20 protein-coding genes are annotated in these 25385 nt (G+C 70.2%); 7 read left to right on the top strand and 13 right to left on the bottom strand.

The genetic code is table 11. The annotated features are described in order from the left end of the window. Positions 1-14: 14 nt before the first annotated feature. From QM782_RS19260 to QM782_RS19205, 12 genes are all read right to left on the bottom strand, one after another. Positions 15-875 carry a DUF6396 domain-containing protein gene (locus QM782_RS19260; protein WP_415204498.1) on the bottom strand — a complete coding sequence of 287 codons (861 nt, stop codon included), beginning with the start codon at positions 873-875 and terminating at the stop codon, positions 15-17. Positions 876-946: 71 nt separating this feature from the next. After that, a complete protein-coding gene (locus tag QM782_RS19255; protein WP_415204497.1) occupies positions 947-3277 on the bottom strand; it encodes a phospholipase D-like domain-containing protein in 2331 nt (776 codons plus the stop codon). A gap of 50 nt (positions 3278-3327) precedes the next feature. Further along, positions 3328-6609: a type VI secretion system Vgr family protein gene (locus QM782_RS19250; RefSeq protein WP_415204496.1), complete on the bottom strand. Its 3282-nt coding sequence runs from the start codon at positions 6607-6609 to the stop codon at positions 3328-3330. Between the two features lie 37 nt (positions 6610-6646). Next, positions 6647-7042, bottom strand: coding sequence for a hypothetical protein (locus QM782_RS19245; RefSeq protein WP_415204495.1), 396 nt, complete (start codon positions 7040-7042; stop codon positions 6647-6649). 430 nt (positions 7043-7472) lie between these two features. After that, positions 7473-7913: a CopD family copper resistance protein gene (locus tag QM782_RS19240; protein ID WP_415204494.1), complete on the bottom strand. Its 441-nt coding sequence runs from the start codon at positions 7911-7913 to the stop codon at positions 7473-7475. Beyond that, on the bottom strand, positions 7910-8365 hold the full coding sequence (locus QM782_RS19235; RefSeq protein WP_415204493.1) for an RrF2 family transcriptional regulator: 456 nt from the start codon (positions 8363-8365) through the stop codon (positions 7910-7912). Before QM782_RS19235 ends, QM782_RS19240 begins: the two co-directional genes overlap by 4 nt. A gap of 14 nt (positions 8366-8379) precedes the next feature. After that, positions 8380-9633: an NnrS family protein gene (locus tag QM782_RS19230; protein WP_415204492.1), complete on the bottom strand. Its 1254-nt coding sequence runs from the start codon at positions 9631-9633 to the stop codon at positions 8380-8382. Next, complete coding sequence (locus tag QM782_RS19225) at positions 9626-10042, bottom strand: group III truncated hemoglobin (protein ID WP_415205689.1); 417 nt, start codon at positions 10040-10042, stop codon at positions 9626-9628. Before QM782_RS19225 ends, QM782_RS19230 begins: the two co-directional genes overlap by 8 nt. Before the next feature lie 105 nt (positions 10043-10147). Continuing rightward, positions 10148-11053 carry a 2-hydroxy-3-oxopropionate reductase gene (locus tag QM782_RS19220; protein ID WP_415204491.1) on the bottom strand — a complete coding sequence of 302 codons (906 nt, stop codon included), beginning with the start codon at positions 11051-11053 and terminating at the stop codon, positions 10148-10150. 22 nt (positions 11054-11075) lie between these two features. Further along, positions 11076-12665 (bottom strand): galactarate dehydratase, encoded by a 1590-nt coding sequence (gene garD, locus QM782_RS19215; RefSeq protein WP_415205688.1) that lies wholly within the window; start codon positions 12663-12665, stop codon positions 11076-11078. Positions 12666-12697: 32 nt separating this feature from the next. After that, positions 12698-13699, bottom strand: coding sequence for a Bug family tripartite tricarboxylate transporter substrate binding protein (locus QM782_RS19210; protein ID WP_415204490.1), 1002 nt, complete (start codon positions 13697-13699; stop codon positions 12698-12700). A 34-nt stretch (positions 13700-13733) separates the two neighbouring features. Continuing rightward, the gene (locus QM782_RS19205; RefSeq protein ID WP_415204489.1) at positions 13734-15029 is read right to left on the bottom strand and encodes a glucarate dehydratase family protein; all 1296 of its coding nucleotides are present in this window, start codon (positions 15027-15029) and stop codon (positions 13734-13736) included. A gap of 95 nt (positions 15030-15124) precedes the next feature. On the opposite strand from QM782_RS19205, the gene QM782_RS19200 reads away from it, so the two are divergent. The 6 genes from QM782_RS19200 to QM782_RS19175 all read left to right on the top strand — a co-directional run bounded on the left by QM782_RS19200 (position 15125) and on the right by QM782_RS19175 (position 21968). Next, complete coding sequence (locus QM782_RS19200; RefSeq protein WP_415204488.1) at positions 15125-15928, top strand: FadR/GntR family transcriptional regulator; 804 nt, start codon at positions 15125-15127, stop codon at positions 15926-15928. 152 nt (positions 15929-16080) lie between these two features. Then, entirely contained in the window at positions 16081-17067 is a 987-nt protein-coding gene (locus tag QM782_RS19195) for a Bug family tripartite tricarboxylate transporter substrate binding protein (RefSeq protein WP_415204487.1), read from the top strand. Between the two features lie 53 nt (positions 17068-17120). Beyond that, positions 17121-18032 (top strand): 5-dehydro-4-deoxyglucarate dehydratase, encoded by a 912-nt coding sequence (gene kdgD / locus QM782_RS19190; protein ID WP_415205687.1) that lies wholly within the window; start codon positions 17121-17123, stop codon positions 18030-18032. A 27-nt stretch (positions 18033-18059) separates the two neighbouring features. Further along, on the top strand, positions 18060-19013 hold the full coding sequence (locus QM782_RS19185) for a Bug family tripartite tricarboxylate transporter substrate binding protein (RefSeq protein WP_415204486.1): 954 nt from the start codon (positions 18060-18062) through the stop codon (positions 19011-19013). Positions 19014-19123: 110 nt separating this feature from the next. Continuing rightward, positions 19124-20461, top strand: coding sequence for an enolase C-terminal domain-like protein (locus tag QM782_RS19180; RefSeq protein ID WP_415204485.1), 1338 nt, complete (start codon positions 19124-19126; stop codon positions 20459-20461). A 58-nt stretch (positions 20462-20519) separates the two neighbouring features. Beyond that, positions 20520-21968, top strand: coding sequence for an aldehyde dehydrogenase family protein (locus QM782_RS19175; protein ID WP_415204484.1), 1449 nt, complete (start codon positions 20520-20522; stop codon positions 21966-21968). A gap of 70 nt (positions 21969-22038) precedes the next feature. On the opposite strand, the gene QM782_RS19170 is transcribed toward QM782_RS19175, so the two are convergent. Then, a complete protein-coding gene (locus tag QM782_RS19170; RefSeq protein ID WP_415204483.1) occupies positions 22039-24315 on the bottom strand; it encodes an FdhF/YdeP family oxidoreductase in 2277 nt (758 codons plus the stop codon). A gap of 279 nt (positions 24316-24594) precedes the next feature. Between QM782_RS19170 and QM782_RS19165 the strand changes: the two genes are divergently transcribed. Next, positions 24595-25353, top strand: coding sequence for a YoaK family protein (locus tag QM782_RS19165; RefSeq protein ID WP_415204482.1), 759 nt, complete (start codon positions 24595-24597; stop codon positions 25351-25353). Positions 25354-25385 lie beyond the last annotated feature (32 nt).

Raw genomic sequence — 25385 nt, 5'->3', positions numbered from 1 at the left:
TTCCGATCACCTCATCAAGATGAACTGGGTGGAGCGCCCTTCTGCTTCTGATACTCGAAGGTCCCATCCCACGGTGGCAGCGGCGCGGGCGGAAGCGGCACGATCTTGTCAATGTCAGGGAAGCGAGCAGAAGTGTTCTTGTCGATAATGCCCATGATAATGTCGTAACGACGTGCACGTTCCTTATCGATTGGGGTGTCCCAACCGCCATCTGCCTTGGATAAGCCACGGTTGAAGGTGTGATAGAGCGAGAATGCAGCTTGTCCACCACCTAACGCCACCGAACGTTGCAGATAATCCAAAGCCTTACTCATGTTCGGGGGAGATTCTGTACGGTAGTGCCCCGCTAGCTTCCGAGCAGCATCTGCCGATCCTTGTCCAACGGCGCATTCTAGTATGGACACACCAATATCTGGTCGCTTCAGCTTGAATGCCAGCAAGTCCCCCACCCGCGTCTGCCCCAACGGGCTGCCCAAATCTGCACTCTTGCGATAATAAGTCAGTGCCGCCTTACGGTCCTGCTTCACCCCATAGCCTTCTTCCAAATAGGTCGCCATGTTGTAGTAGCCGATGGCGGCGCCCAGCTTGATCAACATCTCGTTGAGGTCGATCACTCGCTGTGCGGGAGCAGGGTGCGTGGTCAGCCCCTGATAGTACAGAACCTGTGCATTCTGCATCGCCTTCCAGTGCCCCAGCGCCACGGCCTGCTCGTAGGTCCGGGCGATGGTGTCGAAATCCTTGGGCCCATTGGATTTCTCCATCGCGCGCGCCTTCTGGAAGATCGCATCGGCCTCTGGAGTGACGGGAAGGCCCGGATCGGGATCGACGACGCAAGTGAAGCTCAAATCCGGCTTGGGGGGTAGATCAGCAGGCATCGGTAACTCCTTGGACTGGCAGGCAGCCAAGCCAGACAGCAATAAACAGCAGGCGAGCGGACGGGCGCGCATCAGTCAACCGTAATGGATTTGCCGCCGTCATCGAAAAACTCGATCAGATGGCCAGTGATTGGGATGCCTCGATCCATGTTCTCCCCGTTCTGAGCCATCAAATCGCCCCACCGCTTGAACTCTTTTGCGATGTCTTCTTCCGGCGCACCACCCCCATGCAACTTGAACAACTCCTGCCGCCACTGCCTGGCGATCTCTGGGTCGTCGCTGGCGATGTTCAGCTCGGAGTCGAACTCCAGGCTGCGCACGTTGATGTTGGCCGAGCCGAGGGTGAAGAACACATCGTCTACCACCATCAGCTTGGCGTGGACATAGATCGGGCGGTACTGGTTCTGGTTGCCGGTCTTGCGCGTTCCCGAGACCAGGGTGGCGACGTTGATCTTCAGCCCCGCCACGTCCTGCGGCTTCAGGTCGCGGTTGACCGGCTGCTTGGGCGCCGTCATGTCCCGGTGGATCGTGGGCATGGTATCGGCGCGTCCCAGCGCCTGCAGCATCTCGTAGGTCGTGTTGCGTGAGACGCTGTCGGGCACGTTCGTCACCACGAAGATATGGCACACGCCGTGCAGCGATTCGTTGCGGCCCGCGGCCAGCAGCGTGCGCCGGGTCTTCTTGAGTTCTTCGGCCAGCGGCTTGTAGCGAAAGTACTGGTTCTCGAAGTAGATGTATTCGCGGGTATTGCCCATCGCCTGCGTGTAGCCGTCGAGGATGCTCCTCTGCCGGCCTTCCTGGTATTGCGTACGCAGGATCTGGGCGGTGCTGCGCATGGTGTCGGGGGCGGTGACGAACTGCTCGGGCCGGATGCCTTGGCGTGCGCTCTCGAAGCTGGCGAACCAGCGCTTGTACCAGGGGCTGCCGGCATCCCAGGCGGTGCAGAAGTTCCGGTTCAGGTCATACAGCACCGGCCCGCGAACCCGCGTCGACAGGTCCTGCCAGGGGCCGAACCCGGGGACGCGGCGGCCTGCGGCATCGTCGTAGTGATGGTCCGAGGTATCCCAGTAGTTGTTGTGCATGTTGTGGCCCATCACGAAGCCTACGGCCAGCTCGGGGTGCTCGTAGTCGATCAGCACGGTCTTCTGGTGATGGCTGGGAAACGCGCACAGGAAGAGCTGCTGGGCCCAGGGCACGGCCTCGCGCTCGATCTCCTTGCCCGACCAGCGCCGGTACTCGTTGGCCACCCGGCGCAGGTTTTCCTCCATGGCGATACGTTGCTTGTCGCCGATGGCGTAGTCGCGTACCCGAAAGTCGATGTTCTGCAGTTCGCCGTCGCGGGCCTGCTCGTGCCAGCGACGGTTGAAGCGGATCGCATCCGGATCGCCGGGTGCGCCGGCGCTGTGGATCAGCTTGTCGATGTGTCCATGGCCGTACTCGGTCTTTTCTGTCGTGCCGGGCAGCTGCGAGGCCGTCTGGGCGATGCGCTCCAGGCGCTGCACTTGCGCTTCGGCTTGTGCAATCTTGGGGGCGTATTCGGCGTTGATGGCACGCGCCGCGTCGGCGCCGCGTGGATTCATCCACTGCGAGGCAAGGCGTGAGGTGCGCTCATTGCGCAGGTCGCTCAGCCGCTTGCGGGCCGCTTTCAGGTCCGCCTCCGCCTGCTGCTGCTCGGGAGAGGGGGTGTACTCCGGCGGGAACAACTTGTCGTAGACCCAGACGGCCGCATCCTTGACCACGCCGCCCTCGTTCATGCCCGGTACGGTGTTCTCCTGCGATTGGGTCCAAGGGTTGCGCCAGATCAGTAGCTTGATCTTGCGGCCCTGCTTGCCCTTTTCTTTCAGCAGGTCGCCGATGCGTTGATCCCCAGGGCGTTCCAGACGCAGCGAGGCGTCAAACCCCCAACTGATGATCTCGATGCTATGGCGTGCCGCGCGGATGGCCTGGGCGACGGCCTTGAAGGCGTTTTCGCCATTGATCAGCGGGTCGATGCGGTTGTTGACTCGCCGTGGCCACCCGGTGCTCACGAACCACGGGTAGGCGAGGTTCGCCTGACCACCGGCCACGGCCGTGGTGACGAAACCGCGCTGCTTGCTGCCGGCGGGCTTGTCATTGCCCTGCGCTTCGTCATCGTCCTTTCCGAACCCGCCGGTCGTGCGCGTGGAACCGGCTTTGGCGTTGTCCCATTGGGTGCCCCTGGGGGCTTGTTTCACGAACGCGTACGAGTTGCGCCATTGGGCGCTGCGGGGATTGGCCTCATCTTTCCAGAGGAGGATGCGGCCGTCTGTGGGATCCCGGTAGCACTCGGCGACGTACGCGGTCTCGCTGACGAAGTACCGCAGATAGTCCCTGTTGAGCGAGGCATCGGTACGGTAGATGTACCAGCCCTGTTCAAATGGCATTCCGTTCTCCGTGATCGACGTAGCCGGCGCAAGGAATCGACGCCGTTCTGCTATGACTTGTATGCGCTCTTCCCTGATTGGGACTGTTCAAGACTTGCGCGTTGGTCCGCCTCGGAGTCGAACCCGCCGTGGCGTGAGCGTGTCCGGGTGGGATCGTCGCGGTAGCCCTTGTTGGCGAGCGAATTGGCACGGCCGGCATCTCCTTCTCCAAAGCACGTATCGACATCAATGTCGAACGTGTGGCCGTTGATCAGTTCGACCTTGTACCTGCTGACGCCGATCTTGTGCTTGAAGCGGATGTTGCCTTCTGCGTCCGACAGGCCACTGTCGATCTGTGCGCCGTCGGCAAACAGCTTGAAGGGCTCGTACGCATACCGCTTGCCGATCGCGCCACCGCCATGGGATTGCAGCGAAAAGGTCAGCATTGGAACGATGTCTGAAGTGGGGAAGGTCGGCGACGTGTAGTCGACACGTGCCGGTCCCTCAAACGACTTCTGGCGCGCATGGACGGTGATCGTGCCCGGGCACTCGACGGTGATGTTGCCGCCCTCGAGGGTGACGGACGCGCCACCGGCGGTGGAGATCACGATCCGCTTGGCCGCAGCCCAGTCGATGTGGGTGGACTGCGACTGGATGGTCACGTCCTGCTTGGCCGCCACCTGCATCCGGTCGGCCTGGGCCTGCAACTCTACATCCCCCCGTCCAGCGATGAGGGTGATGCCGGTGCCTGTCGCCTGCTCGCCGGGCTGGATCGCCCCGGCCAGGATGCCGATGGCCTGCCCGGTGTGGATGCGGCTGGCGCCGGCGCTGGCGAGGTGCGTGTCCTGCCCGCTGGCGATGACGATGCCTTCGCCGGCGCTCCACTGCAGGTCCTGCCCGGCCACGGTGGCCAGGCCGGCCTTGGCGGCCACCTCCACGACGGGTTGCGTGAAGTGCGGCAGCTTGCCTTGCTCTGTGGATGTGCTATCGGCTGCCGCGTCAGCCCGGGCGGCATCGAAGCCTGTCTCGTCCACCATCCCCTTGAGCACGGTGTGCAGCGCCTGGGCCGGCGGCTCGCGTTCGCTCAGGGTGCTGGCCTCGGCCTGCCGGCTGCCGATGGCCTGCGCCAGCTTGACCGTCTGGTGAATGCCCGCAGCCTGGCTGAAGGTCCGTGCCAGCGTAGCCAGTTGCCCCTGCAACGCCATGCCGGCCACGTTGTCCCCGGCCGGCTCCTGGGCGTGCGTGCCGTAGCTGCTCAGCAGCACGCCCTGGCCGGCGCGGATGGCGCCGTAGGCGTCGGTGCGCAATTCGAAGCCCAGGCCGCGCAAGCTGCCGCGGTGGTTGTCGGCCTGGTGGATGAGGTGCCCCAGGTTGAGCTGGGTGGCGTGCTGGGAGGTCGCCAGCTGGGTGCGCAGCTGGGCATCGGTGTCGTCGAAGACGAGCTGGTTGAAGCCTGACCCAGCGAACTCCTGAGTCTTGGTGCCGGACAGGGCGGCGGCGTTGGCCTGTCCGGCGGCCTGGAGGCTGGCGTGGCCGGCGCCGTGCCAGGCCGGGCCGTGGCCGCCGGGGCCGGCACCGATCAGGTTGCCCTGGGCGCCGGGGCGGTGGTCGCCCGAGGCGGCCAGTGCACTGGCATCGTCCTGGGCCGCCTGGCCGCCGGGCGTGGGAGCAAGCCCTGCCTCACCACGGCCGTTGTACAGCGCACCGACCACCAGGGGCCGCTCGACATTGCCGTCGACAAAATCCACCAGCACCTCCTGGCCGATGCGGGGGATGAACTGCGCGCCCATGCCGGCGCCGGCCCAGCGCTGCAGCACGCGCACCCAGGTGCTGGCCGCGCTGGTGCCGGGGCCCTGGGGCAGGGTTTGGAAGTCGAAGCGGATGCGCACGCGGCCCAGGCGGTCCATGTGGATCTCCTCGGGCCCGCTGGCGCGCTCCTGGCCGTCGGGGCCGACGACGGTGGCGGTGAGCAGGCCCGGGGCGCTGGGCACGGGGTGGCGGCGCGCGCCGGTGCCGTCGAGCAGCTGGGGACGCCAGGGCACGCTGGCGCGGATGGCCGTGAAGGCGTTGCCGTAGCCGGTGGCGGCGGCCTGCGCGCGCAGCTCGGCGTCCAGCGGGGGAGCGGCGTCCAGCGGCGGCGCGGTGTCCAGGGCGCCTGGCGCCTGCAGCGCTGGCGCGCCCAGCGCCTGGGCGATGGCGTCGCTCAGGTCCTTGGGCAGGTTGTTGATGCCGGCGTGGGTGACGGCGGTGAGCAGGAAGCGGCGGTGCTCGGAATCAGGTTGATCGGACAGGCCGGGCAGGGCGTCCAGTTCGCTGCCGGTGAGGCGGAACCACTGGCCGGCGGTGAAGCTGCGCACGGTGGCGCGGCCCAGCCAGGTCTTGTGGCGGGCCTCGTGGGCCTGCTGCATCAGGCGGGCGGCGCGTTCGGCGTCGGCGGTGTCGGCAAAGGCCTCGGCGCCGGCGTCGTCGAAGTCCTCCAGCGCCGGGGCGCCGGGGCCGGCGAAGGCGGCGGCGGTGGGCACGCTGGCGGCCACGGCGCGCTTGGCCTGGTGGTCCCAGGCCAGCACGGTGGTGGTGGCCACGGGCAACTGGCGCCGCCCGCCGAAGGCCTGCACCGCGTCCTGCATCTGCTGCGCGCCGCTGGCGTGAAAGCGCACGCCGGCGCCGCCTGCGCCGTCCGTGCCACCCTGGGCGCTCACCGCGTCCTCGGGGCAGGCGGCGCGGGCGGGGCTGTCGGCCAGCAGCACCAGGGTGTGGCCCAGCGGGGCGTCGTCCTGGCGCTGCAGCCGCATGGCGATGCCCTCGCGCGCGAGCAGGCGCTGCACGAACGCCAGGTCGCTCTCACGGTACTGCACGGTGTAGCTGCGCACGCCGGCATGGGCGCTGGCCTGCAGGTGCGCGGCCACGCAGGGCGCCCACTGCCAGGCGGCCTGGGGGTAAGCGGCGAACAGGCTCTCGACGATCTCCACCACGCTGCGCTCCTGCCAGACCTGGCTGCGCCGGCTGTGCGCCAGCAGCGCCAGCCAGGGCTGCATGGTCAGGCGGTAGCGCGCGAAGCCGCCGTCGGCGTCCTCGGCGATGGCCTGGGTGACCAGGCCGCTGCGCGGCAGCTCGCTGCCGTCGGCCAGCCGGCTCCACAGCGTCAGGCGCTGGCCCAGGAACTGGGCGGGCTCCAGCGTGGCGTCGGGCGACAGCGTGCTCACCGACAGCGTCCAGGGCTCGTCCAGCGCCTCGTGCAGCGTCCAGGCTTCCACCAGCAGGCCGGACAGCGCGCCCTCGCCCTGCAGCCGGTACAGCCGCGTCGCCTCGGATAGCAGCACGCTGCGCAGGGTCGCGGTGATGTCCAGGGTCATGGCGGGCTCTTCTGGGATCGGGACGGGAAGTTCCGGATTAGAAACGATGCTCGGCACAAATGCCGGCTTTGGCGGTGCGCCCGCTGTCCAGCCAGCCGGCGAAGGTCCGGGCCTCGGCCGGGACGTCGGGGCCAGGCCGCAAATAGTAGCGCTGCAGCACCAGCCGGTGCTGGGCCAGGCCGTGGCCCAGCAGCGCGCACGGTGCCACCGCCGGCAAGCCTGTCCGAAATTCCGTGTGCAAGGCTTGAAGCGCCCATGCGCGTAGCCGCTTGAGGTGCTTGAGCTCAGCGGTATGCGCCGGGGCCACTGCTGGGGCGTGGCACTTCAGATTTGAGGCCGCCCGGGCAAGGATGAAAAGGACCATGGCGCGCAAGTCGGCTCGATCGTCGTCAGCGTCACCGACGAGCCGTTTCCCGGCCAGGCCCCAGCGCACGTCAAGATCGCCAATGCCATCGAGGTCCGCTTGGTCGACCAGGACCGGCTTCCTCGCTGCGCGGATCTATGAAGCTTCAGGGTGAATCCAGCAGGTCCCGCCAGCCGGGAGCTGAACTCGATGTCGTCAGTGGGCAGATCTGGATGTCGCTTGACATGGCGAGCGCTCCATCGCCCGGGACCATCTGGACGCGGCCAGAACGCACGTTGTCGCGGCAGCGTCGGGCGAGTTGCAGCCGTGCCGCCCGCGCCGGTCGCTCGGGCTCGAAGAAGTCCGCGACCAGGTACGCCAAGAGGCGGGCCCGATCTTCTGGCAGCAAGCTCGGCACCTGTGCTGCAACGTCTTCGACAGCAAGAGACCTTGCAGCGCATCACCCCACCGGCCCTGGGCCACGAAGCCCATTCGCATCCGCGGACCTCGCCGTGCCCCCTCACCACTGGAGATAGAACATGGCCTTGGCCAGCAGCACGATCGTCAGCACATGGGCAAACACGCTCAGATGCAGCCGGCGCGAGCGCGTGCCGCCCAGCACACCGCGCCGGCGCCAGACCATCGCCGTCGCGAAGTGCCCGAACACGCTCAGGGCCAGCAGGATCTTGAGACCCAGCAGCAGGCCGAAGCTGCTGGCCAGCGGCTGCGCCAGCGCCGCACGGTACTGCCACGCCAGCCCGAAGCCGGCCGCGTAGAGCACCAGCAGCACCCAGGGCATGACGGCGGTGGCGCGGTTGCCGATGGCACGCTCGACCGCCCGCATCGTCTCCTGCGGCAGGTGCCTGCGCACGCCGGCAAGCATCACCACCTCGAAGAACACCGTGCCGGCGAACGCGAGGGCGGCCAGCAGGTGCAGCGTGACCAGCAGGCCGTGGCTCATCGCGTACCCCGCCGTTCGACCGGCCTGCGCCGGCTCGCGGCCACGGGCCACTCCGTGCCCGGCAGCAGGTCGGCGAGCGTGAAGCCGTCCAGGTGCGCCAGGAAGCCCTCCAGCGCCCCGCCGAGCACGCCGGCAAGCCGGCAGGCACCGGTCAGCGTGCACTGGCTGCCGGCCGCGAAGCACTCCACCAGCGCGAAGTCCGGCTCGATGCTGCGCACCACCGCGCCGAGGTTGACCTCGGCCGGCGCGCACGCCAGGCGCATGCCGCCGCCGCGGCCACGCACCGTCTCGATCCATCCGCGCAGGCCGAGCTGGTGGGTGACCTTCATCAGGTGCGGCTCCGAGATCGCATGGGCCTGCGCGATCTCGGAGATCGTGCACAGCCGGTGGGGCTGCTGCGCCACGTACATCAGCAGGCGCAGCGCGTAGTCCGTCATCAGGGTCAAGCGCATCGGACGAGGCTCCTTCACGGCGAGGTGCGCGGCCGCGGCGGCGCGGTCGAGGCGGCCTGCGCCGTCGGCGGTGGCGCCTGGCCGATGCGCGGGCGGATCAGCATCGGCGCGAAACGCCACAGGTAGAGCGCGAAGGCGGCCACCCAGCAGGCCGCCGACGCGTGGAGCGCGGCCAGGGCGAAGGCCTCCGGCAGCAGCGCCAGCAGGCGCAGCGCGGCCGCCGCGATGACCAGCAGGTAGCAGCCGACGATCAGGCGGTCGGTGCGCAGCGGCCGCCCGAGGTGGCCCAGGGCCGTGCGCGTGACCATGCCGATGATCAGCACCGCGAAGCCCGCGACACCGATGGCGTGCACGGGCCAGGCCGCGCGTACCGGCCAGCCGCCGGCCTGCGCGGCCGCGACCAGCAGGCCGGCGCCGAGCGCCGCATAGCCCAGGTAGAGGATCCACAGCAGCGGCACGCGGCGCACGGCCCACGGCTTCCAGGCCAGGACCTGCGCCAGGGCGATCACGCCCGCCGCCGCGAGCGCCCAGGCCGCGGCCGCCGGCCGGTCCAGCAGCGAGAAAAGTAGCCCCAGCCCTGCGGCGCCGAGCTGCCAGTGGCCCGAGCGCGTGTGCATCGGGATGTCCAGGCCGGCGACGGCGCGCATCGCGAAAAACGGAATGATCCGGCGGGCCACCAGCAGCGCGATCACGGCCATGCACAGCAGCCCGAGGTTGAAGCGCTGCATCAGCAACGCATGGTCGCCCTGGCCAGCCGCCAGCAGGAACAGCGCATCGGCCGCGCCGAGCGCCAGCACCAGCAGCGGCACGCCGTAGTTGCGCCGGCTGCGCGCACCGTAGACGGCGCGGCCCAGCGCGACGGCGGCCCAGGCGAACAGCAGCAGTTCGCAGGCCGCGGCCACGCCGAAGGCCATCGCCCCGGGCAGGAGGTAGCCCGCGCGCGCCGCCAGCCACAGCAGGCTCAGCAGGCCCAGGGAACGCCCTTTCATCGGGTTGATGCCGGTCCAGTTGCTGCCCGCCGTGAACAGGAAGCCGACCGCGATGGTCGCGATGAAGCCCCACAGCATCTCGTGCGCATGCCAGACGACGCCGCCGAGCCGCCCCTGCAGCAGCTGCGGCGCGAAGATCCACAGCGCGATGGCCACGGCGGCCCAGCCGCAGCCGAGCAGGTAGAGCGGGCGAAAGCCCAGTTCCAGGAACGCGGACCACTGCGGCGGGGCGGGCGGCGGCGCCCCGGCAGGCTCCTCGATCCGCAGCAGCTCAGCCATGGGCCAGCGCCGCGGGGACCGCGTGCGGAGCGCGGCTGATCTGATAGCCCATCCACAGGCTCTGCGCGATCCGCTCGGCCATTGCGCAGGCCTGCGCGGCCATCGCCCGGTTGGGCTGCGCCGCGGCGTTCTCGCGGAACAGCCCCAGCCAATGCTGGAACAGCGCCGCGGTGAGGCCGGGCAGCGCGGCGTGCCGGGGCATCGGAGCGCCGGTGAAGCGCCCGGTGCGCCGCAGGATGGCCGACCAGAAGTCCACGAGCCGGCCGAGGTGGTGGTCCCAGTCGTCGACGTGGGCCTCGAAGACCGGCCCCAGCACCGCGTCCTGCCGCACGCGCGCGTAGAACGCGTGGACCATGTCGCGGACCTCCTGCTCGCTGCACAACTCCGTGGACGGCGCTGCCTGCTCCATGTTCGTGGCCTGCCCGATAAAGATGAACTTTGCGTATATCTTATCGCCAAGCTCCTGCCGCAGGCGCACCGCCACGGTGCGGTGCGCGGTGCGCCGGACCGCGGGTCAGCCGCCGTTGCCGGCCGTGGCCGATGGGCTGATTTCGTGGGCGGCCATCAGCTCCAGCGCCTTGACCAGCGCCGAGTGGTCGAGCTGGTCCCAGCCCTGGGCGGCGCAGGCCTGCATCAGCTGGGCCGCGCCGGCGGTCTGCGGCAGCGCCACGCCCATGGCGCGCGCGCCGGCCAGCGCCAGGCCCAGGTCCTTCTGGTGCAGCCCGATGCGAAAGCCCGGCGCGAAGGTGCGCTGGATCATGCGCTCGCCATGCACCTCCAGGATGCGGCTGGAGGCGAAGCCGCCCATCAGCGCTTGGCGCACCTTGGCCGGGTCGGCGCCGGCCTTGCTGGCGAACAGCAGCGCCTCGCCCACGGCGGCGATGTTCAGCGCCACGATGATCTGGTTGGCCACCTTGGTGGTCTGGCCGGCGCCCACGCCGCCCACGTGGGTGATGTTCTTGCCCATCTTCTCCAGCAGCGGCAGCGCCTTGGCGAAGGCGGCCTCGGTACCGCCGACCATGATGGTCAGGCTGGCCGCCTTGGCACCGACCTCGCCGCCCGAGACGGGCGCGTCCAGGTAGTCGCAGCCCAGCGCCTCGATCCTGGCGGCGAAGGCCTTGGTCTCGATCGGCGAGATCGAGCTCATGTCGATCACGGTCTTGCCCGCGCTCAGGCCCTCGGCCACGCCGTCCGCGCCGAACAGCACGGCCTGCACGTCGGGCGTGTCGGGCAGCATCAGGATGACGATGTCCGACTGCTGGGCGACCTCCCGGGCGGTGGCCAGCGGCCTGGCGCTGCTGGCGGCGATGGCGGCGTGGGTCTTGCTGCGCTGCACGTAGCACAGCGCGTGGCCGGCGTCGATGAGGTGCAGGGCCATGGGCGCGCCCATGATGCCGAGGCCGATGAATCCGATCTTCATGTGTTGCTCCTGGGGAGGGTTGTCAGGTGACGGGCGCTGGATTGAACAGCACGAGCGCATTGGCGAGCTTCCAGTGCTCGGCCCAGGTCCTGGTGCGGCCGCTGGCGACGTCCAGCATCAGCCGGAACAGCTCCCAGCCGACCTCCTCGATGCTCTTGTCGCCGGTGGCGATGGTGCCGGCGTCGATGTCCATCAGGTCGTGCCAGCGGCGCGCCAGGTCCGAGCGCGTGGCGACCTTGATCACCGGCACCTCGGCCAGCCCGTAGGGCGTGCCGCGGCCGGTGGTGAACACGTGCAGGTTCATGCCGGCGGCCAGCTGCAGCGTGCCGCAGATGAAGTCGCTGGCCGGCGTGGCGGCGTAGACCAGGCCTTTCAGGCCCTGGTGCTGGAGCTTCTCGCCGGGCGGGAGCACGCCGGCGATGGGCGCACTGCCGCTCTTGACGATGGAGCCCATGGCCTTCTCCACGATGTTGGACAGCCCGCCCTTCTTGTTGCCCGGCGTGGTGTTGGCGCTGCGGTCCACGCGGCCCTTGTCCAGGTAGGCGTCGTACCAGGCCATCTCGCGGACCATGGCCCGGGCCACCTCGGGCGTGCTGGCGCGCGCGGTGAGCTGGTCGATGCCGTCGCGCACCTCGGTCACTTCGCTGAACATCACGGTCGCGCCAGCGCGCACCAGCAGGTCGGTGCAAAAGCCCACGGCCGGGTTGGCGGTGACGCCGCTGAAGGCGTCGCTGCCGCCGCATTGCACGCCGACCACCAGCTCACTGGCCGGCACCGTCTCGCGCCGGCGCGCGTTCAGCCGCTCCAGGTGCTGTTCGGCCTGGCGCAGGATCGACTCGACCATGGACATGAAGCCCACGTGCGCCTCGTCCTGCAGGCAGACCACGTCGAGCTTGGCTGCCTCGGTGTCGCCCACGTCGGCCACGTTGCGCTCGTCCACGATGGGGATGCTGCCCGGCGGCAGCAGCCGCTCGGGCTGCAGCTTCTCGCAGCCCAGGCTGACCACCATCACCTCGCCGCCGAAGTTGGGGTTCAGCGCGATGTTGCGCACGGTGCGGATCGGGATCACCGCGTCCGGCGCGTCGATCGCCACGCCGCAGCCGTAGGTGTGCTCCAGCGCCACCACGTCGTCCACGTGGGGGTAGCGGGGCAGCAGCTCGGCCTTGATGCGCTGCACGGCGTAGTCGGTCACGCCGGCCACGCACTGCACGGTCTGGGTGATGGCCAGGATGTTGCGCGTGCCCACCGAGCCGTCCGGGTTGCGGTAGCCCTCGAAGGTGTGGCCTGCCAGCGGCGGCTGCGGCGCGGGCTGCACGGTGGCCACCGGCAGGCCTTGCAGCTCGCGCGCTGCGGGCATCTGCAGCAGCCGCTCGTGCACCCAGCTGCCGCGCGGCAGGTCCTTCAGCGCGTAGCCGATGGTCACGCCGTAGCGGCGCACGGCGGCGCCTTGCGGGATGTCCAGCAGCGCCACCTTGTGCGCCTGCGGCACCTTGTCCACCAGCGTGAGACCGTCGGGGAACACCGTGCCGGCGGGCAGGCCGCCGTCGTTGGCCACGATCGCCACGTTGTCGCTGGCGTGCATCCGGATGTACAGCGGCGGCCGGATGCCCATCGTCGAACGGTCGTCCACGATCCGCGTGCCGATCACTCGGCCTTGATGCCCGCGGCCTGGATGACCTGCGCCCACTTGGCCACCTCGGCCTTCTGGTAGGCGCCGAGCTCGGCGGGCGTCATATTGGACGGGATCATGCCGAAGCTCTTCAGCCGCGCCTGCACTTCCGGCGTGGCGACGATCTTCATGATCTCGGCGTGCAGCCGCTCCACGATGGGCTGGGGCGTGCCGGCGGGCGCGAACACGGCCTGCCAGGAACCCATGTCGAAGCCCTTCTGGCCCGCCTCGGCGATGGTGGGCACGTCCGGCAGCGACTCCAGGCGCTTGGAGCTGCTCACGGCGATGGGGCGCAGCTTGCCGGACTGGATGTGCGGGCCGACGATCAGCGTGGTGTCGAACATCATGTCCACCTGCCCGCCGATCACGTCCTGCACGGCCGGGCCGCTGCCCTTGTAGGGCACGTGCGTGAACTTCACGCCGCTCTGGTAGGCCAGCAGCTCCATCGCCATGTGCGGCGAGGTGCCGGTGCCGGGCGAGGCCGAGGACAGGCCGCCCGCCGCGGCCTTGGCCTTGCTGGCGGCCAGCACGTCGCCCAGCGTCTTGTAGGGGCTGGCGGCGGGCACCACCAGCACCAGCGGGCCGGAGCCCAGCATGGCCACCGGCGTGAAGGACTTGACCGGGTCGTAGTCGAGCTTGGCGTACAGGCTCACGTTGATGGCGTGCGAGCTGATGGTGCCGCCGAGGATGGTGTAGCCGTCGGCCGGCGCGCGCGCGGCCAGCGCGGAGCCGATGCTGCCGCCGGCGCCGCCCTTGTTGTCGATGACCACGGGCGTGCCCAGCGCCTGGCCCAGCGGCTGGGCGATCACGCGCGCCAGGGTGTCGGTGTTGCCGCCGGGCGGAAACGGCACCATGTAGGTGATGGCCTTGCCGGTGGGCCAGTGGCCCTGCGCGGCGGCGGGCAGGACGGCGAAGGCGCTGCCCAGCAGCAGGGTGCTGGCGGCCAGCAGGCGGTGGTTCAGCGTGCGGCGGTGCATGGGGGGTGTCTCCTGGTGGGGTGGGAAGGAAAGCTCAGAACCGGGGTTGCCGGCCGGTGAAGGCCGGGTCGTACTTGCGCATCTGCGCGAGGTCGTCGCGGTTGCGGATGCCGCAGCGCAGGTAGTTGTCGTGCAGGCGGGCCAGCGCCTCGCGGTCCAGCGTGACGCCCAGGCCCGGCGCGGTGGGCACGCGCAGGCTGCCCTGCTCGAAGCGCAGGCGGCCGCCTTCGACGATCTCCTCGTCCTGCCAGGGGTAGTGCGTGTCGCAGGCATAGGTCAGCTGCGGCACGCTGGCGCACAGGTGCGTCATGGCCACCAGGCTCACGCCCAGGTGGGAGTTGCTGTGCATGGACAGGCCCAGGTCGAAGGTCTTGCACAGCGTGGACAGCCGCTGCGTGGCGCGCAGGCCGCCCCAGTAGTGGTGGTCGCTCAGCACGATCTTCACGGGGCAGCCCATCTCGGCGTTGCGGCGGAACTCGGCGAAGTCGGTCACCACCATGTTGGTGGCCAGCGGCACGTCGCACTCGCGCGCCACGGCGGCCATGCCGTCCAGGCCCGGGGCCGGGTCCTCGTAGTACTCCAGCACGCCGCGCAGCTGCCGCACGATCCGCAGGCTGGTCTCCACCGTCCAGTTGGCATTGGGATCGATGCGCAGCGGCGTGCCCGGGAACGCCTCGGCCAGCGCCAGGATGCCCGCCGCCTCCTGCTCGGGCGGCAGCGCGCCGGCCTTGAGCTTGATGCTCTGGAAGCCGTACTGCCCGACCATGCGCTGCGCCTGGGCGACGAGCTGCCGGGGCGAGAGCGCCTCGCCCCAGGCGTCCGGGGCGTAGGGCTCGTCGATGTGCTCGGCGTACTTGTAGAACAGGTAGGCCGAGAACGGCACGCGGTCGCGCGCCGCGCCCCCCAGCAGGTCGACGACGGGCGCCTGCGCGAGCTGGCCCTGCAGGTCGAGCATGGCCACCTCGAAGGCACTGACCACCTTGGCCACCGTCTTGGAGACGTGGGTGCCCGGCGCCAGCGACACCTGCCGCCCCAGGAACTCCGAGGCCGCCGAGGCCTCGGGCGCGACCAGGGCCGCGACGCGGCCCTCCATCTCGTTGAGCGCCCACGGCGAAAGCCCCACCAGGGCCGGCGCGGCCTTGGCCAGCGCATCCAGCATGGGCTGGTCGCCATAGCTCTCGTTGATGCCGACCAGGCCCGAGGCCGTCTCGATCTCGATGATGGAGCGCAGCGCCCAGGGCTCGTGGATGCCGGCCGCGTTCAGCAGCGGCGGATCGCGGAAGGCGATGGGGGTGATGCGGACGTGGCGGATCGCATGGGAAGGGATCATCTTGGATGGACCAGGGATGGCTGGAAACGGGCGCCGTCTCGGTGGCAGGAGGATTCGATTCAGGAAGTACGTTGTCGGACAACCTATAAGCTATTATGATCAATCGCATGCTCGACCCGACTCCGGGGTTACCCGAATCCCCGCCCGCGCCCCCCCGGCCGCAACCCCTGCCCGGGGGCAAGGCCGGGCGCGGCGGACGCAGCCTGACCAGGCTGCTGTCGGAGGAGTTCGAGCACAAGATCCGCCAGGGCCTGCTGCGCGCGGGCGACCGGCTGCCCACCGAATCGGAGCTGGTGCGCAGCCATGGCGTGAGCCGCACCGTGGTGCGCGAGGCGATTTCCAAGCTGCAGGCCGCCGGCTTGGTGGAGACGCGCCACGGCATCGGCACCTTCGTGCAGGCGGGGCGCGAGGGCACCGGCCTCACGCTCGATGCGCGCGAACTGAACGAGTCGGTGGACGTGCTGGCCGCGCTGGAACTGCGCATCAGCCTCGAGACCGAGGCCGCGAGCCTGGCCGCGCAGCGCCGCAGCGCCGAGCACCTGCATGCGCTGCGCCAGGCCCTGGACGCCTTCGAGCACAACGCGACCGCCGGCGGCGACACCGTCACGCACGACCTGGCCTTCCACCTGGGCATCGCCCGGGCCACGGGCAACCCCTATTTCGAAGGCATCCTGGCCCTCTTCGGCACGCGGCTCATCCCGCGCACGCGCATCACCTCCCTCCAGGCGCCGGGGCACGATCCCGACTACCTGCAGCGCGTGAACCGCGAGCACGCGGAGATCTACAACGCCATTGAGCGCCAGGACGCCGATGCGGCCCGCGCCGCCATGCGCATCCACCTGACCAATTCACGCGAACGCCTGCGGCTGGCGCAAAAGCTCAGCACACCGACCGCCTGAGGCCCTCGGGGCCGACGCCGGGCGGAACCCGCGCCGGCCATCCCTCCCCGATACGCCGCCACCGCCGGCGGCCACGCCCGGCATCTTTTCCACTTGCTCCGTCGTCGAATCAGTTATACGATGACATACAACAACGAAAATCGGAGACGATCATGACCTCGCATCCCCTTCCCCGCCGCGCCGCGGCCCTGGCAATGGCCGGCCTGTGCGCCGCGCTGCTGGCCCCGGGCGCCTGGGCGGCCGACGCCTGGCCGGCCAAGCCGATCCGCATCGTCGTGCCCTATCCGCCGGGTGGCAGTTCGGACATCATCGCCCGCTCCATCAGCCAGCAGCTGTCGCAGGCGCTGCAGCAGCCGGTCATCGTCGAGAACAAGCCCGGCGCCAACGGCAACCTCGGTGCGGAGCAGGTCGCGCGCGCCCAGCCCGACGGCTACACCTGGCTGCTGTGCGACCTGGGCGCGCTGGCCATCTCGCCGTCGGTCTACACCAAGATCGCCTTCGATCCGTCCAAGGACCTGCGCGGCGCGACGATGCTGGCCTACTCGCCCCACATGCTGGTGGTGCACCCATCGGTGCCGGCCAACGACCTGCAAGAGCTGGTCGCGCTGTCGCGCCAGCGGGACCTGAACTTCGCCGTCACCGCCACCGGCAGCGCCCCGCACCTGGCGGGCGTGGAGCTGGCGCGGCTCACCGGCGCCAGATGGGTCTACGTGCCCTACAAGGGCGGCGTGCAGTCGGTGCAGGACACCGTGGCCGGCCAGACCCAGGTGCTGATGAACGGCATGCTCGCCACCTACCCGCAGGTGCAGGCCGGCAAGCTCAAGCTGCTGGGCATCTCGAAGGCGACGCGCATGCCGCTGATCGCCGACGTGCCCACGCTGGCCGAACAGGGCGCCAAGAACTTCGCGTCCGGCACATGGCAAGGCGTGGTGCTGCCGGCCAGGACGCCCGACGCGACCGTGCAGCGCATCCAGCAGGCGCTGACCCAGGCCATCCGCGCGCCCGAGGTGCGCGCGCGCCTCACCAGCCAGGGCGCCGAGGTGGTGACGATGACGCCCCTGGAAACCGACCGCTTCTTCGCCGCCGAGCGCGCGCGCTGGCACCAGGTGGTGCAGGCCGCGCAGATCCGGCTCGATTGATCGCCCCGCTCCCGTTTGTCCAACCCACCCTGTTTCAGGAACAACCCATGACCATGACTCCCCAGCACCTCAAGGACGTGATGAGCTCCGGCCTGCTCTCCTTCCCGCTGACCGACTTCGACGCCAACGGCGACTTCAACGCCAAGGGCTACGCCGCGCGGCTGGAATGGCTGGCGCCCTACGGCGCGAGCGCGCTGTTCGCGGCGGGGGGCACGGGCGAGTTCTTCTCGCTCACCAGCAGCGAGTACCCGGCGATCATCCGGACCGCCGTGGACACCTGCCAGGGCAAGGTACCGATCATCGCCGGCGCGGGCGGCCCCACGCGCTTCGCCATCGAGTGCGCGCAGGCCGCCGAGAAGGCCGGCGCCCACGGCATCCTGCTGCTGCCGCACTACCTGACCGAAGCCAGCCAGGAAGGCCTGGCCGCGCACGTCGAGGCCGTATGCCGGAGCGTGGACTTCGGCGTCATCATCTACAACCGCGGCATCAGCCGCTTCGCGCCCGAGACCGTGGCGCGCCTGGCCGAGCGCAACCCCAACCTCGTGGGCTTCAAGGACGGCGTGGGCGACATCGAGGCCATGAGCGCCATGTACCTGACCATGGGCGACCGCCTGGCCTACCTGGGCGGCCTGCCCACGGCCGAGGTCTATGCCGCGGCCTACAAGGCGCTGGGCACGCCGGTGTATTCGTCCGCGGTGTTCAACTTCGTCCCCAGGACGGCGATGCGCTTCTACGAGGCGGTGCGGAGCGACGACCACGCCACGCAGCACCAGCTGCTCAAGGACTTCTTCATGCCCTACCTGAAGATCCGCAACAAGGGCGCCGGCTACGCGGTGAGCATCGTCAAGGCCGGCGCCAAGATCGTGGGACACGACGCAGGCCCGGTGCGCGCGCCGCTGTCCGACCTGAAGCCCGCCGAGTACGAGGCGCTGGCCCAGCTCATCGGCACGCTGGAAAAGCAATGACCAGCCCCTGACGGAGACAAGCCAAGCATGAAGAAAGCCATCGCCATCCTGGTGGCAGCCGTCGCGCTCGCCGCCCACGCGGCCTGGCCCGAGAAGGCCGTCACCATCGTCGTGCCGTTCCCGCCGGGCGGCTCCACCGACACCATCGCCCGCGCCCTGGCGCAGAAGATGGGCGAGCGGCTCGGCCAGCCCTTCGTGGTGGACAACAAGCCGGGCGCCACCGGCACGCTCGGCGCCACCGCCGTCAAGCGCGCGCCGGCCGACGGCTACACGCTGATGGTGGCCTCGCTCGGGCCCTACGTCATCACGCCGCACCTGATGAAGAGCGCGCCGTACGACGCGGAGAAGGACTTCGACTACATCTCCGTGCCCGTGCAGGCGCCGAACGTCCTGGTCGCATCGCCGGCGCAGAAGGCCGCAACGGTGGCCGAGGTGGTGGCCGCGCTCCAGGCGCAGCCGGGCAAGCTCAGCTTCGCGAGCTCGGGGAACGGCTCGTCGGACCACCTGTCGGCCGAGCTGTTCTGGCAGCAGACCGGCACCTCGGGCCTGCACGTCCCGTACAAGGGCGGCGCCCCCGCCATCAACGACCTGCTGGGCGGGCAGGTCGACTTCTCGTTCCAGAACGTCAACGCCGTGCTGCCGCACATCCGCGCCGGCAAGCTGCGCGCCATTGCCGTCACCGGCGACAAGCGCTCGCCCGTGCTGCCCGACGTGCCCACGCTGGCCGAGGCCGGCGTGAAGGGTGCCGAGCTCTATTCCTGGCAAGGCCTGGCCGCGCCCAGGGGCCTGCCCGCCGACGTGAAGGCCAAGCTGGGCCAGGCCGCGGTCGACGCCATCCGCGACCCGGCCGTGGCCAAGCGCTTCACCGAGCAGGGCCTGGAGATCGTGGCCAGCACGCCCGCCGAGTTCACCGCCTTCCAGGCGCGCGAGAACGCACGCTGGAAAGCCCTGATCCAGGCCCGCAAGATCACCGTCGACTGAAGCGGCGCCGCGCCACCCCGCGGGGCATGGCGCCATCGCGGCCACGCGGCCGCCCGTACGGCAAGATGGCGCCGCCCCGACCGCCCCTTCATCCTCCACACCGACCCGCCATGTCCACCACACCCACCATCACCGAGATCGAAGTCATCCCCGTCGCGGGCCGCGACGGCATGCTGATGAACCTCAGCGGCGCCCATGCCCCGTTCTTCACCCGCAACGTGCTGCTCATCCACGACAGCGCCGGCCGCACCGGCGTGGGCGAGGTGCCGGGCGGCGAAGGCATCCGCCAGGCGCTGGAGGACAGCAGGGACGTGCTGGTCGGCCAGTCGATCGGGCAGCACCTGCAGGTGCTGCAGCGCGTGCAGAAGGCCCTGGAAGGCCGCGACACGGGCGGGCGTGGCCTGCAGACCTTCGACCTGCGCATCGCCATCCATGCCGTCACGGCCGTCGAATCCTGCCTGCTCGACCTGCTGGGCCAGCACCTGGGCGTGCCCGTGGCGGCGCTGCTGGGCGAAGGCCAGCAGCGTGCGCGCGTCGAGATGCTGGGCTACCTGTTCTTCGTCGGCCCCAGCGACAGGACCGGCCTGCCCTACGTCAAGCCCGGCGAGGACGCGACGGGCAGCGATGACTGGGCCCAGGTGCGCCACATGGAAGCCATGACGCCCGAGGCCATCGTGCGCCAGGCCGAGGCCGCGCATGCGCGCTACGGCTTCAACGACTTCAAGCTCAAGGGCGGCGTGCTCGCGGGCGAGCAGGAGGTCGAGGCCGTCACCGCGCTGGCCAGCCGCTTTCCCGGGGCCCGCGTCACGCTGGACCCCAACGGAGGCTGGCTGCTCAAGGACGCCATCCGCCTGATGCGCGACATGCGCGGCGTGCTGGCCTACGCCGAAGACCCGTGCGGCGCCGAGGAAGGCTTCTCGGGCCGCGAGGTGATGGCCGAATTCCGGCGCGCCACCGGCCTGCCCACCGCCACCAACATGATCGCCACCGACTGGCGCCAGATGGTGCACGCGCTGTCGCTGCAATCGGTGGACATTCCGCTGGCCGACCCGCATTTCTGGACCATGGCCGGCTCGGTGCGCGTCGGCCAGACCTGCCGCGACTGGGGCCTGACCTGGGGCTCGCACTCCAACAACCACTTCGACATCTCGCTGGCCATGTTCACCCACGTGGCCGCCGCCGTGCCCGGCAAGGTCACGGCCATCGACACGCACTGGATCTGGCAGGACGGGCAGTCCCTCACGCAGAACCCGCTCACGATCCGGGGCGGCTTCGTCGAGGTGCCCCGGACCCCCGGCCTGGGCGTGACGGTGGACCGCGCGGCCCTGCAGCGCGCCAACGCCCTGTACATGGAACACGGCCTGGGCGCGCGCAACGACGCCATGGCCATGCAGTACCTGATCCCGGGCTGGGCCTTCGACAACAAGCGCCCCTGCATGGTGCGCTGACGCCGGCCCGGACAAGCGACACGACAGAGCAGCAACCGACGACCGACAGGCAAGCAGCATGACCCAACACCCCAACCTCATCGCCGGCCACTGGACCCCCGGCCAGGCCTACGCGCCCAACCTCAACCCCAGCGACCTGGCCGACGTGGTCGGCGAGTACGCCCAGGGCGATGCCGCCGACGTAGAGGCCGCCGTCGCCGCCGCCGCCGCCGCGTTCCCTGCCTGGAGCACCTCGGGCATCCAGGCCCGCTCCGATGCGCTCGACAGGATTGGCTCGGAGATCCTGGCGCGCAAGGAGGAGCTGGGCGAGCTGCTGGCCCGCGAGGAGGGCAAGGTGCGCGCCGAGGCCATCGGCGAGGCCGCCCGCGCCGGCCAGATCTTCAAGTTCTTCGCCGGCGAGTGCCTGCGCCTGGCCGGCGAGACGCTGCCCTCGGTGCGCCCGGGCATCGGCGTGGAGATCACGCGCGAGCCCATCGGCGTGGTCGGCCTGATCACGCCGTGGAACTTCCCGATCGCGATCCCGGCCTGGAAGATCGCCCCGGCCCTGGCCTTCGGCAACTGCGTGGTGCTCAAGCCCGCCGACCTGGTGCCCGGCTGCGCCTGGGCGCTGGCGGACATCATCCACCGCTCGGGCATCCCGGCCGGGGTGTTCAACCTGGTGATGGGCCGCGGCCGCGTGATCGGCGACGCGCTGGTGCACCACCCCGGCGTGGCGGCCATCAGCTTCACCGGCTCGGTGGGCGTGGGCCGGGGCATCGCGGCGGCCTGCGTGGCCGCCGGCAAGAAGGTGCAGCTGGAGATGGGCGGCAAGAACCCGCAGGTGGTGCTGGACGACGCCGACCTGGCGCAAGCCGTCGAACTGAGCGCGCAGAGCTGCTTCTATTCCACCGGCCAGCGCTGCACGGCATCGAGCCGCCTGATCGTCACCGACAAGATCTACCCCGCGTTCGTCGAGGCGCTCAAGCAGCGGATCGCAGCGATCAAGGTCGGCGCCGCGCTGGCCGCCGGCACCGACATGGGCCCGGTGGTCAGCCAGGCGCAGCTGGAGCAGGACCTGTCGTATGTCGAGATCGGCCGCTCCGAGGGCGCGCGGCTGGTCAGCGGCGGCGACCGCGTGGCCTGCCACACCGGCAGCGGGCACGAGGGCTATTTCATGGCGCCGGCGCTGTTCGCCGACACCACGCCGGCCATGCGCATCAACCGCGAGGAGATCTTCGGCCCGGTGGCCAGCGTGATCCGGGTGCAGGACTACGAGGAGGCGCTGGCCGTGGCCAACGACACCGAGTTCGGCCTGTCCGCGGGCATCGCCACCACCAGCCTGAAGTACGCCACGCACTTCAAGCGCCATGCGCAGGCCGGCATGGTGATGGTCAACCTGCCCACGGCCGGGGTGGACTACCACGTGCCCTTCGGCGGGCGCAAGGGCTCCAGCTACGGCCCGCGCGAGCAGGGCCGCTACGCCCAGGAGTTCTTCACCACCGTCAAGACGGCCTATATGCTGGCGTAGGGCGCATCCCGGCAAGCGCCCTCGCGGCGTCCGCTGGCAGCCAGGCCCGCGCGGGCCGCGCCCCCAGACCCTAGGCGGCGGCCGAGCGCCGCACCCGCACCGGCGCGGACTTGTACGACGGCGTGCCGCTTTCCGGGTCGATGAAGTCCAGCGGGACCAGCACGTTGGCCTCCGGGTAGTAGGCGCCGATGGCGCCGGGCGCGATGTCGTAGGCGATGGCCGTGAACTTCTCCAGGCGGCGCGCGAGCCCCGGCAGCGCGGTCTCGATGTCGACCAGGTCGCCGTGCGCGATCCCGTTGGCGGCGAGGTCCGCCTCGTTCATGAACACCACGTCCCGCCGGCCGAACACGCCGCGGTAGCGATCGTCCAGCGCATAGATCGTGGTGTTGTACTGGTCGTGGCTGCGCAGCGTCACCAGCCGCAGCACGCCTTCGGCGAAGACCGCCGGGTCCTCCGCCACGCCGCCGTACACCGAGAACATCGCCTTGCCCGTCGGGGTGTTCCAGCGGCGCTCGGTCGGCGGGATCGGCATGCGGAAGCCGCCCGGCTTGCGGATGCGCAGGTTGTAGTCGTCGAAGCCCGGGATGGTGCGTTCGATCAGGTCGCGGATCCGGTCGTAGTCGGCCACCAGGTCGGCCCACGGCACCTTGCTGTGCGGCAGCGTCGCCTGCGCGATGCCGGCGACGATCGCCGGCTCGGAGAGCAGGTGTTCGGAGGCCGGCGCGAGCTTGCCGGCCGAGGCGTGCACCATCGACATCGAGTCCTCCACCGTGATCGACTGGCGCCCGCTCGCCTGGACGTCGAGCTCCGTGCGTCCCAGGCAGGGCAGCACGTAGGTCTCCCTGGCCACCAGCAGGTGCGAGCGGTTGAGCTTCGTGGCGACGTGGACGCTCAGGTCGAGCCGGCGCATCGCGGCAAAGCTCTGGCCGGCATCGGGCATCGCGACCGCGAAGTTGCCGCCCAGGCACAGCAGCGCCTTCGCGGTGCCGGCGACCATCGCCTGCATCGCCGCGACCGCATCGTGCCCGTGCGCCGCCGGCGGCCTGAAGCCGAACACCTCCTCGATCTTCTTCAGGAAGGGTGCCGTCGGCTTCTCGGTGATCCCGACCGTCCGGTTGCCCTGGACGTTCGAATGGCCGCGCAGCGGGCAGATGCCCGCGCCGGGCTTGCCGACGTTGCCGCGCATCAAGAGCAGGCTGGCGATCAGGCGCACCGAGCCCGTGCCCCGGTTGTGCTGGGTGATGCCCATGCCGTAGGTGACGATGGCGGCCCTGGCCTGCGCATAGGCGCCGGCCACCTGCTCCAGCTGCGCGCGGCGCAGGCCGCTCGCGCGCTCGATGTCGGGCCACGCCGTCGCGCGCAGGTCGGCGGCGAAGGCGTCGAATCCCCCGGTGTGCGCGGCGATGAACGCATGGTCCAGCACGGTGCCGCCGCGCTCGGCGTCCAGCGCGAGCAGGGCCTTGGCCACGCCCTTGAGCGCGGCCGCGTCCCCGCCCGCGCGCACCTGGAAGTAGGTCGAGGCGATGCGGGTCGAGCCGAGCGTCGCCATCTCGGCCACGTTCTGCGGGTCGGCGAAGCGCTCCAGCGCGCGCTCCCTGAGCGGGTTGAAGACGATGATCGGCACCCCGCGGCGCGACGCCTCGTGCAGCGTACCCATCATGCGGGGGTGGTTGGTGCCGGGGTTGTGGCCGATCGAGAGGATCAGGTCGCAGTGCTCGAAGTCGTCGAGCGACACCGTGCCCTTGCCGATCCCGAGCGACTGCGGCAGGCCCACGCTGGTCGCCTCGTGGCACATGTTGGAGCAGTCGGGGAAGTTGTTGGTGCCGTACTCGCGCGCGAACAGCTGGTACAGGTAGGCCGCCTCGTTCGAGGTGCGGCCGGAGGCGTAGAACTCCACCTGGTCGGGCGGCAACCCGCGCAGGATCTCGCCGATGCGGCCGAACGCGTCCTCCCACGCGACGGCGCGGAAGGTGTCGGTGTCCCGGTCGTAGACCAGCGGGTGCGTGAGCCGGCCCATGTCCTCCAGCGCGTGGTCCGGCAGCTCCCGCAGCGCGCTCACCGTGTTCGCGGCGAAGAACTCGGGCCGCACGCGCTTGCTGGTCGCCTCCCAGGCGACGGCCTTGGCGCCGTTCTCGCAGAACTGGAAGGTGGACTTGTGTTCCTTGTCGGGCCAGGCGCAGCCCGGGCAGTCGAAGCCGTCGGGCTGGTTGGTGCGCATCAGCGTGATCGGCGCCTTCAGCGTCTCCATCTGCACGTGGATCGCCTGCGCCGTCGCGCGCAGCGCGCCCCACCCGCCGGCGGGGGCGTCGTAGCGTCGGATGCCAGGGACTTCGCGTCGATCGGCCATGGGAGAGAAAACTGGATGGGGAGGAACGGCGAGCGTAAGCGTTCGGCGCGGGGACGCCAAGGCACAGTTCGGCGCCGGGCCGGCGGCCCGGCTGCACTCCCGCGCCGCCGGCCCGCGTGCCATGCCAGCAAGGCGTCGCGCCGCCGAAAACGGGGGAAAATCCCGGGCTGCGATCCGTCGCCGGGCCGCCGGGATCCAGCATCCACGCCGCCTGCCCCCATTCCTTCCACCCCTGCCGGGGCCACGGTCCGCCCCGGCGCGCCCCCTCCGCCGCCCGCCATGCGCCGCATCCGATTCCTGACCGGCCGCCACCGCAGCCCCTCGACCAACCGCCTGCTCGGCCTGGTGCTGGCCTTCAACGCGGGCACGGTCAACGCGGGCGGCTTCCTGGTGCTGCACCGCTACACCTCGCACATGACGGGCTTCGCCTCGCAGCTGGCCGACGGCGCGGCGCTGGGCGATTCGCTGCTGGTGCTCGGCGCGCTCGGCGCGCTACTGGCCTTCCTGTGCGGCGCGGCGACCACGGCGCTGCTGGTCAACTGGGGGCGCCAGCACCAGCTTGCCAGCGTCTACGCGCTGCCGCTGCTGCTGGAGGCGATGCTGATGCTGCCGTTCGGGCTGATGGGCGCGATCACGCTGAGCTGGCAGACGCCGTTCGCGGTGCCGCTGACGGTGCTGCTGCTGTCCTTCATCATGGGGCTGCAGAACGCGGTGGGCTCCAAGACCTCCGGCGGCAGCATCCGCACCACGCACATGACCGGCAACGTGACCGACCTGGGCATGGAGCTGGGCAAGATGCTGTACCTGAACCGGTACGCCGCGCCCGGCGCCCCGGTGCGCCACAACCGCGGCAAGCTGCGGCTGACGGCCGGGCTGCTGGCGTGCTTCGTGCTGGGCGGGCTCATCGGCGCGCTGGGCTTCAAGCACCTGGGCTTCGTCTGCGTCGTGCCGCTGGCCGCGCTGCTGCTGGCGCTGTCGCTGCCGCCGCTGGGGCGCGACCTGCCGCGGCTGCGCCGCCTGCTGCTGCGGCGGGCCTGAGGGCCGGCGCCACCCGGGCCGGCCGGCTCGGC

The sequence above is a fragment of the Pseudorhodoferax sp. genome (genome assembly GCF_047601025.1).
Lineage (GTDB): Bacteria > Pseudomonadota > Gammaproteobacteria > Burkholderiales > Burkholderiaceae_C > Pseudorhodoferax.
The sequence above is the reverse complement of the archived record's forward strand: the minus strand, read 5'-3'. Positions and strand labels throughout refer to the sequence as shown.

Bases quoted from the DNA above. Each gene is read 5' to 3' on its own strand.
- QM782_RS19260 (WP_415204498.1), bottom strand. From the start codon at position 875: ATGCCTGCTGATCTACCCCCCAAGCCGGATTTGAGCTTCACTTGCGTC.
- QM782_RS19255 (WP_415204497.1), bottom strand. From the start codon at position 3,277: ATGCCATTTGAACAGGGCTGGTACATCTACCGTACCGATGCCTCGCTC.
- QM782_RS19250 (WP_415204496.1), bottom strand. From the start codon at position 6,609: ATGACCCTGGACATCACCGCGACCCTGCGCAGCGTGCTGCTATCCGAG.
- QM782_RS19240 (WP_415204494.1), bottom strand. From the start codon at position 7,913: ATGAGCCACGGCCTGCTGGTCACGCTGCACCTGCTGGCCGCCCTCGCG.
- QM782_RS19235 (WP_415204493.1), bottom strand. From the start codon at position 8,365: ATGCGCTTGACCCTGATGACGGACTACGCGCTGCGCCTGCTGATGTAC.
- QM782_RS19230 (WP_415204492.1), bottom strand. From the start codon at position 9,633: ATGGCTGAGCTGCTGCGGATCGAGGAGCCTGCCGGGGCGCCGCCGCCC.
- QM782_RS19225 (WP_415205689.1), bottom strand. From the start codon at position 10,042: ATGGAGCAGGCAGCGCCGTCCACGGAGTTGTGCAGCGAGCAGGAGGTC.
- QM782_RS19220 (WP_415204491.1), bottom strand. From the start codon at position 11,053: ATGAAGATCGGATTCATCGGCCTCGGCATCATGGGCGCGCCCATGGCC.
- garD (WP_415205688.1), bottom strand. From the start codon at position 12,665: ATGGGCATCCGGCCGCCGCTGTACATCCGGATGCACGCCAGCGACAAC.
- QM782_RS19210 (WP_415204490.1), bottom strand. From the start codon at position 13,699: ATGCACCGCCGCACGCTGAACCACCGCCTGCTGGCCGCCAGCACCCTG.
- QM782_RS19205 (WP_415204489.1), bottom strand. From the start codon at position 15,029: ATGATCCCTTCCCATGCGATCCGCCACGTCCGCATCACCCCCATCGCC.
- QM782_RS19200 (WP_415204488.1), top strand. From the start codon at position 15,125: ATGATCAATCGCATGCTCGACCCGACTCCGGGGTTACCCGAATCCCCG.
- QM782_RS19195 (WP_415204487.1), top strand. From the start codon at position 16,081: ATGACCTCGCATCCCCTTCCCCGCCGCGCCGCGGCCCTGGCAATGGCC.
- kdgD (WP_415205687.1), top strand. From the start codon at position 17,121: ATGACTCCCCAGCACCTCAAGGACGTGATGAGCTCCGGCCTGCTCTCC.
- QM782_RS19185 (WP_415204486.1), top strand. From the start codon at position 18,060: ATGAAGAAAGCCATCGCCATCCTGGTGGCAGCCGTCGCGCTCGCCGCC.
- QM782_RS19180 (WP_415204485.1), top strand. From the start codon at position 19,124: ATGTCCACCACACCCACCATCACCGAGATCGAAGTCATCCCCGTCGCG.
- QM782_RS19175 (WP_415204484.1), top strand. From the start codon at position 20,520: ATGACCCAACACCCCAACCTCATCGCCGGCCACTGGACCCCCGGCCAG.
- QM782_RS19170 (WP_415204483.1), bottom strand. From the start codon at position 24,315: ATGGCCGATCGACGCGAAGTCCCTGGCATCCGACGCTACGACGCCCCC.
- QM782_RS19165 (WP_415204482.1), top strand. From the start codon at position 24,595: ATGCGCCGCATCCGATTCCTGACCGGCCGCCACCGCAGCCCCTCGACC.